Below are 17,028 nucleotides of genomic sequence, written 5' to 3'. Positions count from 1 at the left end.
CAAGGATCTCGACAAAAAGCTCATGCGTTACATACGTCAATACAACAAGCAGGCGATCCCATTGAAATGGAAGTACTCCGATCCATCGCGACGAATCCGGTGCAATTCATCTGGTTCAATGGACTAGGAAAGTACACGAAATGACCGTCGTCCAAGAAGGAAGGTTGAAAGGGGCGTTCACCGGGTTCAAGGACCCGAATACGGTTTTCGAGTTTGCAAACGGCCGTAAGTGGCGCCAGAAGTCCTACCGGTACATGTACCGCTATGCCTACAGGCCCGAGGCGAAGGTGATCGAGGAAGGCGGACGTTACATGCTCCATATCGAGGGTATGGAGGAAGCCATTGAAGTGCGTCGAACATAGCCATCGGAGAAGGGAAGGGTATGCACTGGATGCTCACGCCATACGGTAAACACGCGACGATGGTTTCGGCGCGATGGCGTCAGCCTTCAAGGCCAGCGCCGAAACCCTAATTACAGAGGAAAAACGTATGAGTATCGCCTTGGATAAAGCAGCGCTTGACGAGGCATGTCGCAAGCTCGCATCGCAGGTCCTATGGACTGGAAAGGGCGAGTCTATGGATGTCGTCGAGACACTCGCTGCGCGCTTTCGTGAACGTTGCATCTACCACGAAGAGTTCATAGTCGGGCAGGATCGAGACCCGAACATTCTGGTAAGGGCTGTGCGTTACCTCACGCAGGTACATGCGATTCCCCCAATGGGAACGGACGCTTTGTGGTTTGAACGAATGATGCAGTGCCTCGTCGAACTAGCAGTCCCGAATACTGGTCTCTCGCCAGAGGGAGCTGAGGTGCTCCGCGACATCCAAGTAGGTGTTCAGCTGTCGCTAGATGACTCGACTATCGACTAGGAAAACAGGACGCAATTCGGGATGGGCGAGACTAAAAATCGTTACCCTGAGGTTGCTGACCGATTGGCAAACCCGAATCAACGACAACTAGGACAATAGAGTTTATGGTTGAGTCAAACGAAGCCTCGATGGTGTCCCAACGACCGTGGGGAAGAGGATTGCACTACGCGTCCCTGCGTTTTCTGCGGGTAGTGCTTTGGCGTCAAGGGGCGGCCTCGAACGATGTCGTTGATAGCCTTGCTGCGGAGCTCACATCGGTTGCAGAAGAGCACGCGGAATGGGCAATAGAGCAGCGAGGTGATTGGGAGATAGTTGCTCGAGCGATCGACTACATGGCGGCGATCCATGACGGCCCATGGCAGGGTAAAGCGTGGTTTGAAAATACGCTGCGCGTTGTGATGGAGGTGGCGGTGCCGAACACCGGTCTCGACGAAGATGCCGCGGCATTCCTCGTCGACCTCCAGCGCGGGGCAAACGAATCATACCAACGGGCGCCGGTAGCGAAGTCGGAGCTCCGCGTAACAGACGAAGTTGCGGCAATGGTGACCACGCTCACTGAAGCCGGGTGCGAATTCGGGCTCGTTTCCGATCTGCTGGACATGTGCGAGGGCATCTTTCACGGCGAGGCGATGGCAGAGGAGGATCGCTACACATTGCTGGTTGCAGCGACAGCCGCTCCATTTGTTCGGCAGGAACGCAAAAAGCGAAAGATTGACAAAGCCGATGCGTAGGAAAACAAGGAAAGACATGACGCTTCCAGCCAATAGCTATCTTTGTTGGGACCATGTGACCTGCGAGAATTGTGGGTCACGCGATCGTCCGATGGGCTACAACGACAATCAGTCGGGCGACTTCTATCATGCCTGTCAAAAGTGCGGCCATCAATGGGTCGCGATTACCGCTGAGGAGGAGTACGCCGCCGCCGAAGAGCGGATGAAGGACGCGTTGAGCACCGGTTACACTCGCGACCATGGCGAGCAACCTGACTAGGAAAACACGAGCAATACGGGGATTGAGCTATGGAATACTACCGTTTCAACATCGGCAAGCCGAATGTAGCTCACGAGACTAATGAGTGGTGGGCAGAGAACCTTATCCGTGGTGTCATCACAGCCGGATTCGATGGCAGCGTTGGGGACGAAGGTGAGAAGCATCTGCAGACCCTGAATGAAGGGGATTGGATTCTCGCCTACGTTAGCAAGAAAGGATTTGTCGGCGCTGGACGAGTACTGGCGCTTGAAACGTACAAACTGCACGCGAGCCTTCCTGAGGGAACGCTGTCGGACCATAGGCACGAACGTAGCGTGAAGTGGGAGTACGTCATCCGAGACGTGGAGCAGGCCATTTCCGAGCACGAGGCTGAGCTTTACCACCCGGTATCAACCTGTCAGCGAGTGACGGATGTTGCAGCGGCAGAGCACCTCATCGCGATGCTCCACACGCGTGGTGAGCATTTGGCGGAGCCTGCCAGCATGCTATCGATTACGTCCGTCGATTTGGTTGCACTTTTGGACTCGCTTGACGCGCCCATCATCATTACGAAAAACAAGAGGCCCGAGTCGTCCTGGACTTTCCGCGAAGATCGCGAAGTAGACGGGCGCTACCTCGACGGCTTCTGGGCAGCGCGTCCTACGCTCGTCGAGGAAGGGCGCGGGTACGTTCTTCATCACGTTGTACACGAGTCCGTCGTATGGCTTGGCCCCTTTGGTGGATCGATACAGGACGGCGACGGCCGATACTCCTATGTGGTGGATGCTGCGACGCCATTCCTCCTTTTAGATTTCGGTCAGGTGACCGCGGAGCAACGCGCGCTATGGGCGATTCTGAAACAAGAGGGACCGGTCGTGACGTATTACGAGCCGCGTGGCGTTGACGGTGCCTCTCCGAGCGTTGCGTTTGCGCTGGCCAAACGTCGACTACAGCAGGCGAACTTTCGGCTCGCAGTGTTCGCGCACCATGGTGTGCACTGCAAGATTACCGGTTGCAAGGTGCCGGAGCTACTTGAAGCGGCTCACCTGCGGGGGCGCAATTGGCAGGACGGGCACAACGCAGCGACAGACGGGATTCCGCTGCGCGTTGATCTACATCGAGCGTATGATCGGGGCCTCATCGAACTTGATGCTCAGCATCGACTGGTCGCCGTGGCAGATAAGCTGCGTGAGCAGTATGCGGAATATCTACGAGTAGAATAAGAAACAGGACGAAGAATCTACTATGACCACGAAAGCCGCTGCGTATCATTTCTTCCTCAACGAGTTGTCGCGGAGGATTATCCGGATTCAACACGCTCTGGATGAGGCGTCACCGGACTCGCCGCAGATGTCGGGACTTACCGCTCAATTGACCGAGACACAGCGTTTGCTTGCGGCACTGGACGATATCGCGAACGCAGTTACCGATGCATAGGAAAACGAGAGGACGCACGGTATGAGTTACGATGAGGCTGACGCGCGGCGCGACGCAGCGTACGACGAGACGTACGACGCGATCTCGAAAGAGGTTCGAGCCGATACGATCGAGCAATTTTCTTCAGACCGACTGAAATCGTATTACGTTCAGAATCCGCATCTCATGCGGCCGGCTTGGAATCGTCTCAAAGAAGGAATGGAGCTGGTCGCCAACCGGCACTTCGACGCTGCAACGATCTTCTTTGCCAGTTCAATGGAGTTGTTCTTTCGTTTCACCCTGCTACGGCCGGTCGTCTATGGCTTAGTTCACCATGAGCGTCTCGCAGATGCCGTAAGCAAAAGCGTGCTGGACGGTAATACGGGCTTTACGAAGTATACGACGCTGTTGGGGCACATCTATGCTCAACTGCTCGGCGGGGAGTTGAAGAAGCTGACAATAGGTGAGTCCGACGCGAACTTGATTAAAAAGTGCAATGAGCTACAAGACAGGCGAAATGCGCTGGTCCATCATGGGGCGGTGGGAGGGGAGGCTGAAGCCCTGCACGCGCAAGCTGTGGCAATGGCGGTGTTGAATCAGGTAGTGAGGCCGATGTTAGTGGCTCTTGGTCTCGGCCTTAACGGCATCGGTGACATCGGACCACTTCCGGTGAAGTTGGTAGATTGATCGGAAAACAGGAATCGAAAATGGCAGGCTTTGTGACATTGAAGCTGGAAATCAGCCAGGGATTGGCGCCATAAACATGAGTTCTTTCCATCGCTCCGACTGGTTGTCCGTGGTCTCGCCGATCGTCACGCTACTGATCGTGGCAAGCGGATACGTGGTCAGTTATATGCAGGAAAAGGGTAAAAACCGCGCCACAGTAGAAGACATCGACAAGCTCACCCGCATCGTCGAAGATATCAAAACCGAGAATGCTTCACGACTGGCCTCGATATCTCACCAGAACGCCGTGCTGATCGAGCAGTTGAAAGCAAAGCATGAGCTACGGTTTGCAGCGGTTGATCGTCGCTTACAGGCGCATCAAGAGGCGTTCTCGAGATGGCGGAAGCTTGTCGCCAACGTCAACGACGAAAAAATTGGGCCGGTGGCAGTCGAATGTCAGGCGTGGTGGAATGACAATGCCCTGTACTTGGAGCCAGAAGTCCGCAACGCCTTCAATCGCGCGTATTTCGCTGCCCTGGACCACCGTGTATTGGTGGAGGGCGGCAGAGTGACAGGCGGCGGGCTGGAATCGATCGAAGAGAACATGCGCGTCGTTCTTACGCTGGGTGACATCATCATGCGCGCGGTCGCGCTGCCAAGCCTGACCGAACAGGAGGCAAATGCGGTCGCTCCACGCAAAAGCCAGAAGTGATGCCGCTCTGTTGATGGGTCGACACAACAACGGGCAGGGCGACAGACAGTCCGTGCGATGGACGACTATCGGTCTGACACAGAAAACTGGTTGTTGCCGATGTCCGTTGAGGATTGTGCGCAAGCTGAACGAGGAGCCTCCGATGACTGACGAGCAGTTGAAGCGGTATTTCCGTTGGAGCGTATTTGCGTTCGCGTTGATGTTCGCCCTCTGGCATGGCAACGAAAAGATTGCTGCCTGGGTTCAGGCTGCGGGCGCGGCCGCGGCGGTTTGGGCGGCCTTTTCCGTATCCAACAATCAGCGCGAGAACGACTTGAGGCGTGAGTACAAGCGGGACCACGCTGCCAGGCTTCGCATCCTCGAGGGGCCGATGGGTATTATGGGAGCCGTGCTTCGGCATATTGAGGAGCTGCCCACCTCTTCAAGCGACGAGGCCACGGTGGAGGGAATAGTCGGCAACGAAGCGTGGTGGGGCGGATTTATGCGCGCGCAGCAAGCACTGCGCGCAATTCCGCTTCACGAGATTCCGTGGTGGAACATCAGCGAACGAATTCTAGAGATGCTTGAGTTCGGCGACAGGTGTCAATCGGCAATGAACAAGCTGAATCACGAATTTGCCCAAAGGAAGCACACTGTGCCAGAGGGAGCGTGGCGGAACATTCTTCCGAGTCTTGAGAGATGCGTTCATGGTGCACGTGCAACGATGAAACTCGCGCAGTCCGAGGCCGAGCGCATACGGAGTGATCGTCCTTGATATCGAGTCATCCATCAGAAAGCGAGAACAATATGATTGCTCCCCCAATCGAGGAAGCCATGTGTCGTTACGGTTGGCTTCGCTGACAACGGAAAATAACGACCGATGATTCATCTGCTTGGCATTGCCCATCGGTTCCAATTTCGGCCGACCAAGAATTGGCAGGAAGGCGGTCCCCTGATAGACGCGATGGAGACCGAACGGTTTGAGATATACCTCTCTTGTTGGGTGGGGAATATCCGTCCGCAAATGCTATGCGAAGAAGCGTGTTGTCCTCGCGACGACGAGCACAAACAGTCGGTCGCATCGATCGTGGCCGCTGCATTTGGAATCGAGCATCGATTTTGCGATCCTGATCCAGACGAGCGGGCTGCCATGTACCAACAGCACAAGACAACTGAGGGTGAGGACCGCAAGGCGGGGTATCCAGTCAGAGAACAGTTTTGGCTAGATCGACTTCGGCCGAACATCGAGGCGTCTAGCGTGATTTTCATCTGTGGCGCGAATCATGTTGGCACGTTCGGTCGGAGGCTTGAGGAAAGCGGCTTTGCAACTGCAATTATCTGTAGCGATCTGGAGATATAGTGGCAGGAGCGATAGGAAACCGGGAAAGGAGAAACCCATGGCGATTTTCAACTTGCGTGTACGACGCCGTCCGTTCTCTGGTAGGGCTGACGACAGTGCACGGCTCAACATCGTCGCCGGCGCCTACAAAGTCACTCACGAAGGGGATGCGCTCGTCTTTGCCGGTGCCGACTAGCGCACGGGGCGCATAACTGTCAATCTTCGCGACTACCCTGAGATCGGCTCGTTTCCGGACGCGATCGAACCCAACACGCAGATTGAGCTGGTGTTTTAAGAAAAACGCCGAAACGTTCGGCATTGACAGCATCGATTTCCATATGATACTTGACGAAGTACGCAGCCAACTACCTGAATTCGAGCGAGGCGTCGCGGCCGTGGCCCAGGAGGTCGGAGATCATAAGCCTTGTGAGATGATCTACATGTCGGTCTTGCGACAGCTCGTCCGCTATGAGGCGCTTGGCGCCTGTCATAAATACTCTGCAATCCTGTACTTACTTCTGGCGGAATTCGAGGCTCGGTTGTCCGCCGAGGCCGCACAGGAGGTGAGCTTGCGAATCGGTGTCGTGTCTTCTCGGTATGGTGGCAGGTTCGATCATTCATGGGTCCAGTATGGACCCTTTGTATAAGACCCCACGGTCTGCCTGCCGAGCGAAGAGGGTGGCAAGACGGACGGTCCGGTCTTTGCCTCGCACGATCTACTCACCGGACAATACGTAGATCTGCTTTACACGGAACTGGCGGCTGAACCGCTAGACGAGGTCGCGCATCGTGTGGCCGGTTGGTCGCTGGAGGACTATTCCGATCACATTGCTCAGGAGGGTATCCCGAGCCTGTGGGAAATTGCCGTAGAGATCGGGGCGCAGATTGGCTTCCCGCTGAACGCCGACATACTTCGTGCAAAGTATGGAGCGACTCGTCGCACGCACGCCGAGGCGACCGTGGTGCACCGGGAGCAGGCGTGCATTTGTCGGTCCGGATGACCAGGAAAACACCATGCGAATTGATCACGATTATATCAAGCGGATAATTGAGATCATTCTGGATCATCCTAGCCCAACGTTCACCATCGAAGATTTTGACGAAGGCGGTCTCTCATATCAAACACCAGAATTCGAATTCCACATGAAACTGTTCAATGACCAGGGGCTTATCGAGCAGGACGATGGAAATTCTGGTTTTGGTTTGTTTAAGAGCGTGGATGGGCATGCATCCTGGTCTGTTTTGCCGCTGCGGCTGACTTCGAGGGGGCACGATTTTGCCGAGGCAATTTCCGAGAAAAGTGTGTGGGAAAAGGTAAAGAAGGAGCTACCGGGAGCGGCAATGTCCAGCTTGGTTACGGTGTCGGTAGGCTTGGCTCAAGCCTACGCAAAGCAGAAACTCGGCCTGAACTGAAGTCATCAAGCAAACAAGGAAGCGAGGATCGTGGCGACAGCCGCCGCTACCGTCACCACTGTTTGCGTGGGAAGCAAAGCTGAGTTTCGAACGGACGCCGCGAAGATGATGAAGCTATGGAACGACTCGCTCGACGAAAGCGAGCATTGAACGGGAAATCAACCGGAAATTACGAATGTACAACGCTGCCGCACAATCTACCGCAGTTCATATCGCCAGTGACCTCGCCGAGGTGTTCAACAAGGTCTACGGCAACATCAAAATCGACGATTTTGCATCGCTCGATACGGTGCTCCGAGAAATCGCTGTGCGGGCAGAGCGTGAATTTGGTTCCTGCGGAGCTCTGACGGAGAATCGCCGAAAGTTATTGGTTGACGCCCTCGCGGAGCTCGCGCATGCACACGAAGCTGCGCGTGCCCAGCACCTGATCGACATGACGAATGCACTGAAGCGAGCCGCAGGCCACATCAACGCTCTCGTCGTGGACGTGATGACCAACATTGGGTGACAAGGAAAAGTCTCCGACAACTATGATCGCGACTGCCCCTCACATCTTCAACTCGAACGAGCTGTGGACTCTCGGAATCGCGGCATACGCTGCCTTCATCTCGACGTTCGTGCTCGGGTGGGATGCGTACAAGTGGCTCCGATCCGGCCCGAGGATCATGCTGTCGGCTTCAACCGGGATGAAGATGGTCGGTGGGGGAGTCGAAGATCCTCGGACCTACGTGACGGTGACTGCGCTGAACGTCGGCGACCGTCCGACGACAATCACGAACCTCGGAGGAATGTATTTCGAATCATGGTGGCACGCCTACGTCCGGCGTCGAAAGCCAAAGCAGGCATTTATCATAACGGAGCCCGCACCAGCGCAACGCATACCATATCGGTTTGACGTCGGAATGCAGTGGATCGGGATGGCCGAACAGACCGACGAGATCGTGCAAATGGCACGGGGCGGATACCTATTCCTGATCCTGTACACAGCAACTGGTGGTCGGGGGAAGTGGGTTCGCGTAAGAGGCCCCGAACGGGTGAACAATGGTGAACAGCACGACTAGGAAAACAGCACAGGGGAGGCCTGAGTGTTGATAGAAATGCCGAGCGTCGTCCGTGATTTATGGTGTGCGCAACAAGCGCTTGCTCTTCACTACGCAAGTACGGGCCTGAAGTTCACACTTGACGGCCGGCTTGTGGGTGACATTGCAGAAGCGTTGGCCCTGCATCACTTTGACTTGGTGGTCCCGAAAAAACGGACCAAAGGCGTTGACGCTCTGACCAGATCCGGGCGGTCGGTACAAGTCAAAGCTACTGGGCGGCCGAATGCGGGTCCCGCTTTCACGCGCGGGCAAGGCTTCGCTGAATACCTCCTGTTCCTTCGCATCGACTTTCATGCGGGCACTTCATCGGTCGTCCACAACGGACCCGAAGCACCAATTCGTGCATTGTTGCCCACCGAATGGGAAGGCACCTACGTCGTCAACCTTGCCGGTGTCATAGAGGCCGCGCGCACCGTAGCGGACCACGAGATGTTGCCGAGTCGGCTTACGAGTCTGGCATAGGAAAACGAGCTGGCGCGAACGTCAAGAGTGGAAACTTAGCGTGGATACACAGCAATCAGACACAGATTTTCCGTCTACACCTCACACTCTGCATAGCACTATGGCTATGAGGCGTCTAGGTGAAATCAACGGACTGCCTGAAGTGCTACTCCAGCGCATTGGTGCACTAATCGTGTATTGCAACTTCGTCGAAAGCCAGGCCGAACGAACACTGTGGGTTCTGCGGCACGAGGATGTTCAAGGAAAAGAACCGTCGACGTCAAAATACCGTGCTAGACAGCTCATCACAGAACTCCGCAAGGTGGCTGTGAATCAGGAGGCGAGTGTTGCCGAAGCAATCGAGTTGGCCTGCGATACAGCCCTTGATGTGGCGGAATATCGTAACTGCATTGCGCACGGCGAGCTTCTCGCCTTTGGTAACAACGCGCGGTTCGTTTCCAATGCCGGCCTTTGGGGGGAAGTAAAGAAGCGACCAGATGCGACGGCATTAATTAGCGAACCGTTTCTCGATACTGCGATAGATGCCGCGCAGACCGCGTACTATGCCATGTATCGGATTGCATTAGAGGCGAGTGGGCCGGGCGCGGGTCGCCCTGGAGCAATGGCTGATTCGCTTGGAAAGCTTAACCTTGTACGCAGTTCGATGTCTGAATTGTGCCGAAGCGAGGTGCTGCGATATTTCCACGAGATGGGAAATTTGGGCGAGTCAGAGCCAGCATGAAAGACAGGATCGGAAAACAGAAAAAGACAGGGGCTAGAGGCGATGAGCAATGTAAAACGGTTTCCGGGATCGAAAGAGAGACGCAAACGCCGTGACTTGAACGCGGGCAAGGTCGTCTGTCAAGTTTCAAATCGTTGGCTGCAGTTTCCAGAACGCGCTGCGAACGTCGCGGGCGAAGCCTTCATGATCGTCGATGTAATGACGCTCGATACCAACGACGAGCCTCGAAAGCTCTGCGAACTGGTGCTGACTAAGGAAGATTTGAGCGCGATGTTGATGCGCATTGCGGTCGAAGATCAATCGTAGGAAAGCACGTAGCGCGCGAGCGCCCGCCTCTCCGACCGGTAGTCGGACAATGAAGAAGAAAATAGTTGGGTAGTCATGCTGATTTCGATCGACACACTACAGGAGATCACCTACATCCCGCACGAGAGGGAATATCAGGCGTGGAAGGCGAGGCTATCGGACGAGCAGTATCGCCAGATCGAAAGCGAGATCGCCACTCGCATCGGCGAGGGCGAGGTGCATACCGCTGGATGGCTACCGGGCAGCGACTGGTCCGACACACCGTTCGATCCGATCTGGTCGATCGCCTGCGAACGCGACCATGTCGCATCAGGGCTCTTTTTCGGCCTGATCGTGTGGGTCTTCATGCAGAAGCACGGCGAGGCATGGGCATTCGGAAGATACGCGAAAGATGGCGTACCGATCCGCAGCCTGACCTATTTCCGCGTGTCGTTACAGCGGCCGCTGCGCTGACCGCCCGCGCCGGCAGCTAATAACCCCGAAAACAAGGGATCATTGAATGCATCTTTTCGCGCTCGCACTGGTCGCTATCGTGTTTGCATTCGGAATTGCAGCCGCATGTTCTGGTGGAAAGCGAGTCGCGTATCGCCGGTTCCAGATTGGGAAGGTGGCTTGGCACCGGTTATTCCTGAACTCGAGCAACTGGGGTGGAACGTTGCTTTCATCGAAGCGGCTCAGAAGTCGGGCGCGTTGAATTGTACTGCCGCGATCTTGATGGCGATTGCGGTCGTGTTGACTACCTCTTCAACCATCGTCGGGCTGTTGCCGCTATAACGGAAAACGAGAATGGCTGACATCGAGTTTAAACCAGGTACCAAGGTCCGCGAACGCGACAAACGGCAGGTAGTGACCGTCAAAGGACAAGCCGGCCTCGGGGCCGTAGCGCATCGTTTTGGAAGCAGTAAAGTAAACGTTGCCCACAAGGTGGTGTGTGAGTGGCTTACGTCGAAGGGCGCGCTGCGCAGCAAGGGCTTTCTCGTGTCGGCGCTTGAGGTCGTGGCCGACTCCGGCGCAAACGCCAACCAAGAAGTCGCTCCGCCAGCTGTTGGCACAAACCGCCCGCTCTGCAAGGCCGGCGGATAGGCCGATCAGCAGGTAACCAACATTTCAGGAAGGAAAGCGAATGGACAAAATTACGCCTGGTCAGGATGAGCTAAAAGCGCTTGCTATCGCGCTAGCGCCTTTTATGGCAGCGGCTGCTCAAAGGCGGCATTCGATGGTTCATCTCGAGCTTGATCCCGCACAGCTACTCGGCCTTCCCAACGCGCGGGCGGGTGCTGGTCGAATGCTCGTCGCAGTTGCCGGCGGACCGTCCATCGAGGTTTTGGCAAAAGCTATTGAGCTTGCTCAGAGTCCGCAGTGAACCCTATCGGAAAACAGCAATGAAGGAGCTTTGCCCTGCGCGCGGCCATCCTAACGGAAGCTCATCGGTGCCGAACTACGAATTACGCGGGGACGAGTTGTGTCCCGCTCGTGGCCATCCCGGCGGAACGTCGTCGGTGCCACATTTCGTGATTCGCGGCGGTGACGTATGTCCCGCTCTCGGTCATCCGAGCGGTAGTTCCTCGACGCCGTGGTATGTGCTCCGCGGTTGAGTTTCACTCAACGGAAAACGAGGAGCGGAACAATGACACGCGATGAGATTTTGATAGCGGTGGATGCTGCCTTTGGCGCCAGTGCATGGGCGGTGGTGGGATCGTGGTCCATAATGATTGAAACAGTGCCGCAGCGACAACTTATCATGGCCGACACTTTGGTGAAAAAGCTCACGGACGGCGAAGTTGACGCTACCGAGTTCGAGGGCATTCTTCACGAAGCGCAAGGCGGTCGTTGGACGCCGAGCAAGGACGGCTCGCTCGCATATCTTTTGAAATAGGCTCTCCATCGCCCGACGCGAGGCATAGAACAACAACAGGCGCCGGCTATGCCGATGCCGCAAACGAGGGGCAGAGACTGTGGACGTTGGGCAGGAACATTATGTTGTCGATCATAGCGACGAGGTGGTTGAGACGTCCGGTCTGGGGCCGTGTATCGGTGTGGCGATCATCTACCAGAGTCAGGTCAGTCTGATCCACACAGCAGGCGCGGATGAGGTCCCCACTTTTGGCGACTTCTGCGAAGCCGTCGACCAGGTGATTCCGCAGGAGGAGCGCTCATCCATTAACCCGATCGTCGCGGGCGGCGACGATAGTGAGCTTCCCGAAGACGCAGTTCGAAAGCGGGAGTATGTCCTCGCCGAACTTCAGGACATGGGTTTCGGTCTTCCGCAGGTGATATGGTGCCCACGCCAACATGCGCAAACGATCCTTGTGGACTGCATCCGCAAAACTGCGACGCTGGAATGCTGGAACCCTGTAACTGACGCCTATCTACCGTCGGTGCAGCTAAAGTTTTGAACGGCTCGGGAAAAAACGTGAACGTGCAAGTCAATACTGGCGAATGTCGAATGTGTTCCACCGTCGGTCCATTTGTAAAATCGCATATCGTGCCAAGTGCCTTCGTGAGCCCGTTGCGGCCTGATGGTGAGGACGCAACGGTGCGCATGTATCCGACAGACGGTCGCGCGAAGAATGTGTGGACCGGGGTTTATGGCCGATTTCTCTGCCCAGAATGCGAGAAGCTTATGCAGCCGTGGGACGACTACGGCACGGAACTGTTTCTGCAGGAACCTCGCGTGGCGCAGGGCCCAGACGTACTGCTTGTCGGTGACGGTACCTTCAACTATCAAAAGTTGAAACTATTCGTCATGTCGATGGTGTGGCGCGCGTCCGTATGCGGACACGAATATTTTGCTCGCGTACGCCTTGACGAGCGCGAAGATGAATATCGCCAGCGGCTTCTTGATTCCGACCCGGGTACATCGACTGACCCGCGAATCATCATCTACAAACTGCGGTTTCCGTTCGGTCCAGTCGCCTTACAACCTTGTGTATATACACTCGGTGATGCGAAATTCATCATGATCTATTTCGGCGAATTTGTGGCCTACGTTCAAGTTGACGGTGGCACATTGTCCGCGGCGGCAGAAGAACAGGTAATCAGCGAACAAGATGCGGGCCCTCTCAGAGCTGCCTGTCGAGATCTGTACGACTGGGAACTCGCCGGTATACAGGAGGCCGCTAAGGAGCGCTTCAGGTTACAGACACGCTCAGGAAGTTAGGAAAACACCCATGAGGCTTGTAAAGCCGCTTGACCGGCAATCCCTCATCCGCATCCCCTCTGCGCTGGAGGGAAAATTCTATCTGGGCGGCCCATACGAATTTGACTCACTGCTTCGGGAACCCGACCTGTTTGGCGATGAGGATGTCGACTGGCGCCCAATCCAGATCGCTCAGCCAAACGGCGAACCGGTCCGCCTCGCCCAGGTGGACGTGGCGTCTGGGCTACACGATGCGAAGGTCGCTGAGTGGCCAGGTTTCCCGACGGAAGTGCGCTACAGGTTGCGATATCTTTACCGGGACTCGCCCGGTTCAGCAATCCTGGGCGTGGTGGAGTTGAAGGTTTCCCATAAAGTCCTTGGCGTTCAAAACCGCTTCGCCACCGAGTGCACCAAGGTCATTCATACCGTGTATGTGACGCCTTCGAGCCGGGGCAAGGGCATCTCCCGCATCCTGCTTGCCGAGGTATTGAGTGACGCACCCGACGTTCACGTACATCCTCAATTCTCTGAGGAGGGTGCAAGGCTGTTCGGGTTTGATCTTCACGGCAATCGTGCGTGATGAGCCGGAAATCGGGCGCTTCCGGTCTACGATCGGCTTTGCAGGCCGCGCGGCATTCGAGAACCCGCGTAGGCACTCGCAGGAAAACGCTACACGAACCCACCGATTTCTTCATGTATCGTCTGTCGCCGGATCAGTAGCCGTACCTTGCAACCTTGATCACAAAGTCATCGCCTGTGCGAAAAGCGCCTTTCCGGCTTCAGCGGATCGCACGCCGGCGCGAACGAGTAGCATTAACGCGGCAACGCGAGAAAGACACGATCATGAACACCTATGTACCCAATAAAGACGCTCTCGACTATCACGCCGCCAGCGAAGGCCTGGATCTGAAAGAGGTCAACGGCTTTTTCGTCGAGGGCCCTGCCGATGTCCTGATTGAACGCCTGCTCGATCAGGTCACTCATCGTGGCCGGGACGCGTTCGAATGCGAAGAAGATTTTCTGCGCGAAGCGATTCGACACTACGCATCAGGAAATATTCACGGCGCAGTGAGTAATGCCCAGTATGCTGCGACGCTGGGTTCGGGGAGGGTGCTTGGCTGGCAGGGCAATCACGATCGATCGTTGCCACTGCGAGAAGCGCTGAACCGCGCGCGCAACTCACGCTATGTTGTAACCTAGCGTGATTGGCGGCTTCGGCCACGGCTGCTTGTTCGCCGTGAGGACTGAGGCATAGGACGCGTTGAGGAAGGAAAACAGCCGTCGCGCTCTGTAGGATCGCGGTTTGAGGGCGTGACGATCATAGGATCCCAACCAGATCGATGGAAGTGGCGATAGTGGCAAAGAGAAACCGAGATGATTTTTTGGATTCGACGCGGATGCACCTTGCGATGCGGGCGGGTTTTCGTTGTTCGATGCTCGGGTGCGGCGTTTTAACCATTGGGCCCAGCGACGAATCCGCCGATGCATTTGCCAGCATTGGCGTCGCTTCCCACATTCATGCTGCGGCGCCGGGTGGGCGCCGCTATGACCCGGACATGTCCGTAGGCGAACGAAAGGATATCCGGAATGGTATCTGGTTGTGCGCCTCGCACAGCGTTGAAATTGATCGCGACGAGGCTCGTTACACCTCGGACGTCCTAAGAACGATGAAGGCGGATCACGAGCGCCACATCGCTGAGGAACTAAATTCTGGCCGCGGCTTTCTCCGCGGTTCGGACCTCGTCGCGATCGGTCCTGATATCGTCGTGTTCGGCGAGCTATTGGGCACTTCTGGTCGGGAGTGGTCTGTTCGGATTGACCATTTTGTGCAAGGTGAAATTCGAACGCTCATTGACTTCAGCGAGGGCTTTCAGAAGCGTGACCCGTTTGACAGCTATTTGATCGTCAATGCGCTCGGCGATGGACGCCAGTTGGCCTCCGAACCGGCCTGGCGCCGAGTCGGTAAATCGTTGGAACTTACCTTTACGGTAAATGACAACTTTCCACGGGCGGATGCCCACGATCTTGAGGCTACGGCTGCAACAGGTCCCACAAACGACTTCCTCATTGAAGGCGGCGACATCGCGACCGTCTCTGGTGTCAACTCCCTTCCACAGCGGATCAAGCAGATACTTTCCCTTCTCCAAGGCGAGTCGCCCTCGAATCCGAAGGCCGGGTCTCGTATCAAAGAGTATCTCGACGATTTTGGTGATTCTCCTTGGCTAGAACGCTGGTTCAAGCTCGATGTCATTCGGCTGACCTGCGTTCCATACCACGATCGGATATTGGACAAGGTGTACACGCTGGTTCCCAGCGTGCGGTACGTCGAGGAGGTGGAGGTCCTGGCGGGTGAGCGCTACGGCGACTGGCAAAAGGTCCGATTTAGGCTAGGCGTGGAAGGCGTTGGTCCTTGGGAAGGTATTGTTCCCATTTTCATGCCGCTAGGGCCAGTTCCCCGCAGACCAGCGGAATGGGACCACATGTCGTTTGACTGAGGCAAAATTCACTGATCGTCGCCGGCTTGACTGCTTCCGGCCGCGGAACGGAAAACAAGGGAAAGGCGAGGCAAGTAGTGCGCAACGAAAATTTGGCTAATATCCGTTAGCTCCGTAGTGAGTTTAGACTCTTAATAATGGAAATGCTGGCGCTGCCGGCGTCGTTTTACAGGATTTTCTATGGATCAAAAACAGGTTGAAGCGCTATCGTTGAGCCTATCCGCAGCGACGGAAAAGCTTCACGGGCCACTTAATGCCCTAGCTCTCGTTAAACTGGTCGATGCCTTTTATACGCCTGAGCAACGCAGGGATCTGTTAAAGCAGATCGACGATGCATATGCGGCCAGCAGTCTCGCCTATACTGCGATGGATGCAGGCACGCCGACTGAACCGAACTGGACGGATGAGCAAAAGACAGGACATCGACGATTGCTTGACGCAAAGGTGGCTTGTGATCGTGTGGTCGATGGTCTGAAAAAAGAGCATAAGTTGCTGTTCCGTCTTCGCGAGGCGAGAGAGGTTTTGTCGAAGGGCAAGTACGATTGATCGCGTAAGGACCGAAAAGCCGGGCCAGCCGGTTGCTGGCACTACCGGGCGGAGCAGCTATGTCGAAACAACGGAAGTTCACGGCTACGGTCGAGGAACCTCCTAATCGGGCCACGGCGTACGGTTTTGCAATCCATCTGGAGGATTTGGAGAGCGATCCGAGCTTTGGAACACACCGTTTGGTAATCGAGTTGCAGCCCGAAACGACTGTCGAGCAAGCGGACCAACTCGCGCGGCGGCTGAACCGGCTTGTCGACGAAGACGACAAAGCATCGGAGTGGTCGGAAAACAGTCTAACGTTGTAGAGGCTCTCTTCAAGGCGAAGGTGGCTGTTCGCGCGGTGTCATGGGCTGGCATGCTCGATTCAAAAACGTAGAACGGCGCAAGGGCTTCTGTATGCCGTCCGGCTGGCCCTCCTACCCGTACAACGGCTATCGAGCGGCGCTAGAATCGCTGAATACGGGATCGCGCTGACCACGTGTGGTGTATGAAAACGGTACTTTTGAACCAGGCTCAACAAGTCATAGCGGGGTTGCACACGCCAAGCGACCTAGGGGAATTGTCGTCTTCGAATCAACGCAGCTTATCCTAGCCTATCACGTCGTCTGTAAAAACGAAGGCAAGGCCTGTACCGTGTGGAGCAAGACTCTGCACCACGAGCGCGATGAGGAGATTTTCGGTGAGACGTGGTTCCGATCATTACTTCGTGACATTGCAAGCAGTGGTGGACGGGGCGAGCGTAGGCATCGGACTGTTCCTTGCCCTCGACGCCGACCGCGCCGCGGGACGCATCGAGATGCCGTTCGTCGATCAAATATCGAAGGGACCGAAGTATCATGCGCTGATGCCACTTGGGGTGTCGATAAGCCAAGGCGCATGAAGGATTTCATCGACC

General features: G+C 55.9%; 30 protein-coding genes and 1 pseudogene. All 31 read left to right on the top strand.

All coding sequences use genetic code 11. The features are described 5' to 3' along the window. Window positions 1–127 (top strand): annotated as a pseudogene (locus tag AB3X98_RS14925) (IS630 family transposase); the annotation flags it as partial. A 13-nt stretch (window positions 128–140) separates the two neighbouring features. Continuing rightward, window positions 141–362, top strand: a complete 222-nt coding sequence (locus AB3X98_RS14920; RefSeq protein WP_368606884.1) for a hypothetical protein — start codon at window positions 141–143, stop codon at window positions 360–362. Window positions 363–489: 127 nt separating this feature from the next. Next, window positions 490–870: a hypothetical protein gene (locus tag AB3X98_RS14915; RefSeq protein WP_368610270.1), complete on the top strand. Its 381-nt coding sequence runs from the start codon at window positions 490–492 to the stop codon at window positions 868–870. Window positions 871–974: 104 nt separating this feature from the next. Then, window positions 975–1,601: a hypothetical protein gene (locus tag AB3X98_RS14910; RefSeq protein ID WP_368610269.1), complete on the top strand. Its 627-nt coding sequence runs from the start codon at window positions 975–977 to the stop codon at window positions 1,599–1,601. Between the two features lie 91 nt (window positions 1,602–1,692). Beyond that, window positions 1,693–1,860, top strand: a complete 168-nt coding sequence (locus AB3X98_RS14905; RefSeq protein WP_368606887.1) for a hypothetical protein — start codon at window positions 1,693–1,695, stop codon at window positions 1,858–1,860. A 29-nt stretch (window positions 1,861–1,889) separates the two neighbouring features. Next, complete coding sequence (locus tag AB3X98_RS14900) at window positions 1,890–3,062, top strand: HNH endonuclease (protein ID WP_368606888.1); 1,173 nt, start codon at window positions 1,890–1,892, stop codon at window positions 3,060–3,062. Between the two features lie 22 nt (window positions 3,063–3,084). Further along, window positions 3,085–3,276 carry a hypothetical protein gene (locus AB3X98_RS14895; protein WP_368606889.1) on the top strand — a complete coding sequence of 64 codons (192 nt, stop codon included), beginning with the start codon at window positions 3,085–3,087 and terminating at the stop codon, window positions 3,274–3,276. A 21-nt stretch (window positions 3,277–3,297) separates the two neighbouring features. Further along, complete coding sequence (locus AB3X98_RS14890) at window positions 3,298–3,942, top strand: hypothetical protein (RefSeq protein WP_368606890.1); 645 nt, start codon at window positions 3,298–3,300, stop codon at window positions 3,940–3,942. A 76-nt stretch (window positions 3,943–4,018) separates the two neighbouring features. Continuing rightward, complete coding sequence (locus AB3X98_RS14885) at window positions 4,019–4,633, top strand: hypothetical protein (RefSeq protein WP_368606891.1); 615 nt, start codon at window positions 4,019–4,021, stop codon at window positions 4,631–4,633. Between the two features lie 142 nt (window positions 4,634–4,775). Next, a complete protein-coding gene (locus AB3X98_RS14880; protein WP_368606892.1) occupies window positions 4,776–5,387 on the top strand; it encodes a hypothetical protein in 612 nt (203 codons plus the stop codon). 105 nt (window positions 5,388–5,492) lie between these two features. Further along, window positions 5,493–5,972 carry a hypothetical protein gene (locus AB3X98_RS14875; protein ID WP_368606893.1) on the top strand — a complete coding sequence of 160 codons (480 nt, stop codon included), beginning with the start codon at window positions 5,493–5,495 and terminating at the stop codon, window positions 5,970–5,972. A 37-nt stretch (window positions 5,973–6,009) separates the two neighbouring features. After that, window positions 6,010–6,147: a hypothetical protein gene (locus tag AB3X98_RS14870; RefSeq protein ID WP_368606894.1), complete on the top strand. Its 138-nt coding sequence runs from the start codon at window positions 6,010–6,012 to the stop codon at window positions 6,145–6,147. Window positions 6,148–6,965: 818 nt separating this feature from the next. After that, window positions 6,966–7,364, top strand: a complete 399-nt coding sequence (locus tag AB3X98_RS14865) for a DUF2513 domain-containing protein (protein WP_368606895.1) — start codon at window positions 6,966–6,968, stop codon at window positions 7,362–7,364. 175 nt (window positions 7,365–7,539) lie between these two features. After that, the gene (locus AB3X98_RS14860) at window positions 7,540–7,872 is read left to right on the top strand and encodes a hypothetical protein (protein WP_368606896.1); all 333 of its coding nucleotides are present in this window, start codon (window positions 7,540–7,542) and stop codon (window positions 7,870–7,872) included. 22 nt (window positions 7,873–7,894) lie between these two features. Further along, complete coding sequence (locus AB3X98_RS14855; protein WP_368606897.1) at window positions 7,895–8,425, top strand: hypothetical protein; 531 nt, start codon at window positions 7,895–7,897, stop codon at window positions 8,423–8,425. Between the two features lie 24 nt (window positions 8,426–8,449). Continuing rightward, a complete protein-coding gene (locus AB3X98_RS14850) occupies window positions 8,450–8,926 on the top strand; it encodes a hypothetical protein (RefSeq protein WP_368610268.1) in 477 nt (158 codons plus the stop codon). 40 nt (window positions 8,927–8,966) lie between these two features. Next, entirely contained in the window at window positions 8,967–9,647 is a 681-nt protein-coding gene (locus AB3X98_RS14845) for a hypothetical protein (protein ID WP_368606899.1), read from the top strand. A gap of 42 nt (window positions 9,648–9,689) precedes the next feature. Continuing rightward, window positions 9,690–9,953, top strand: coding sequence for a hypothetical protein (locus AB3X98_RS14840; protein WP_156966937.1), 264 nt, complete (start codon window positions 9,690–9,692; stop codon window positions 9,951–9,953). Between the two features lie 75 nt (window positions 9,954–10,028). Then, window positions 10,029–10,406, top strand: coding sequence for a hypothetical protein (locus tag AB3X98_RS14835; RefSeq protein ID WP_368606900.1), 378 nt, complete (start codon window positions 10,029–10,031; stop codon window positions 10,404–10,406). Between the two features lie 105 nt (window positions 10,407–10,511). Continuing rightward, window positions 10,512–10,727 (top strand): hypothetical protein, encoded by a 216-nt coding sequence (locus tag AB3X98_RS14830; protein WP_368606901.1) that lies wholly within the window; start codon window positions 10,512–10,514, stop codon window positions 10,725–10,727. A 12-nt stretch (window positions 10,728–10,739) separates the two neighbouring features. Beyond that, a complete protein-coding gene (locus tag AB3X98_RS14825; RefSeq protein WP_368606902.1) occupies window positions 10,740–11,036 on the top strand; it encodes a hypothetical protein in 297 nt (98 codons plus the stop codon). 40 nt (window positions 11,037–11,076) lie between these two features. Beyond that, window positions 11,077–11,316 (top strand): hypothetical protein, encoded by a 240-nt coding sequence (locus tag AB3X98_RS14820; protein WP_368606903.1) that lies wholly within the window; start codon window positions 11,077–11,079, stop codon window positions 11,314–11,316. Between the two features lie 264 nt (window positions 11,317–11,580). Beyond that, window positions 11,581–11,829 carry a hypothetical protein gene (locus tag AB3X98_RS14815; RefSeq protein WP_368606904.1) on the top strand — a complete coding sequence of 83 codons (249 nt, stop codon included), beginning with the start codon at window positions 11,581–11,583 and terminating at the stop codon, window positions 11,827–11,829. A gap of 79 nt (window positions 11,830–11,908) precedes the next feature. After that, complete coding sequence (locus AB3X98_RS14810) at window positions 11,909–12,349, top strand: hypothetical protein (RefSeq protein ID WP_368606905.1); 441 nt, start codon at window positions 11,909–11,911, stop codon at window positions 12,347–12,349. A gap of 17 nt (window positions 12,350–12,366) precedes the next feature. Then, the gene (locus AB3X98_RS14805) at window positions 12,367–13,113 is read left to right on the top strand and encodes a hypothetical protein (protein WP_368606906.1); all 747 of its coding nucleotides are present in this window, start codon (window positions 12,367–12,369) and stop codon (window positions 13,111–13,113) included. Window positions 13,114–13,123: 10 nt separating this feature from the next. After that, the gene (locus tag AB3X98_RS14800) at window positions 13,124–13,672 is read left to right on the top strand and encodes a GNAT family N-acetyltransferase (protein ID WP_368606907.1); all 549 of its coding nucleotides are present in this window, start codon (window positions 13,124–13,126) and stop codon (window positions 13,670–13,672) included. A gap of 263 nt (window positions 13,673–13,935) precedes the next feature. Beyond that, the gene (locus AB3X98_RS14795) at window positions 13,936–14,292 is read left to right on the top strand and encodes a hypothetical protein (protein WP_368606908.1); all 357 of its coding nucleotides are present in this window, start codon (window positions 13,936–13,938) and stop codon (window positions 14,290–14,292) included. Between the two features lie 140 nt (window positions 14,293–14,432). Then, complete coding sequence (locus tag AB3X98_RS14790; RefSeq protein ID WP_368606909.1) at window positions 14,433–15,587, top strand: hypothetical protein; 1,155 nt, start codon at window positions 14,433–14,435, stop codon at window positions 15,585–15,587. A 180-nt stretch (window positions 15,588–15,767) separates the two neighbouring features. Beyond that, window positions 15,768–16,133, top strand: a complete 366-nt coding sequence (locus AB3X98_RS14785) for a hypothetical protein (RefSeq protein ID WP_368606910.1) — start codon at window positions 15,768–15,770, stop codon at window positions 16,131–16,133. 59 nt (window positions 16,134–16,192) lie between these two features. Continuing rightward, window positions 16,193–16,438 carry a hypothetical protein gene (locus tag AB3X98_RS14780; RefSeq protein WP_368606911.1) on the top strand — a complete coding sequence of 82 codons (246 nt, stop codon included), beginning with the start codon at window positions 16,193–16,195 and terminating at the stop codon, window positions 16,436–16,438. A 374-nt stretch (window positions 16,439–16,812) separates the two neighbouring features. Further along, window positions 16,813–17,013, top strand: coding sequence for a hypothetical protein (locus AB3X98_RS14775; protein ID WP_368606912.1), 201 nt, complete (start codon window positions 16,813–16,815; stop codon window positions 17,011–17,013). Window positions 17,014–17,028: the final 15 nt, after the last annotated feature.

The sequence above is a fragment of the Paraburkholderia sp. BR14312 genome, from assembly GCF_040948675.1.
GTDB classification, from domain to species: domain Bacteria; phylum Pseudomonadota; class Gammaproteobacteria; order Burkholderiales; family Burkholderiaceae; genus Paraburkholderia; species Paraburkholderia nodosa_A.
This window is presented reverse-complemented; position numbering and strand designations above follow the sequence as displayed.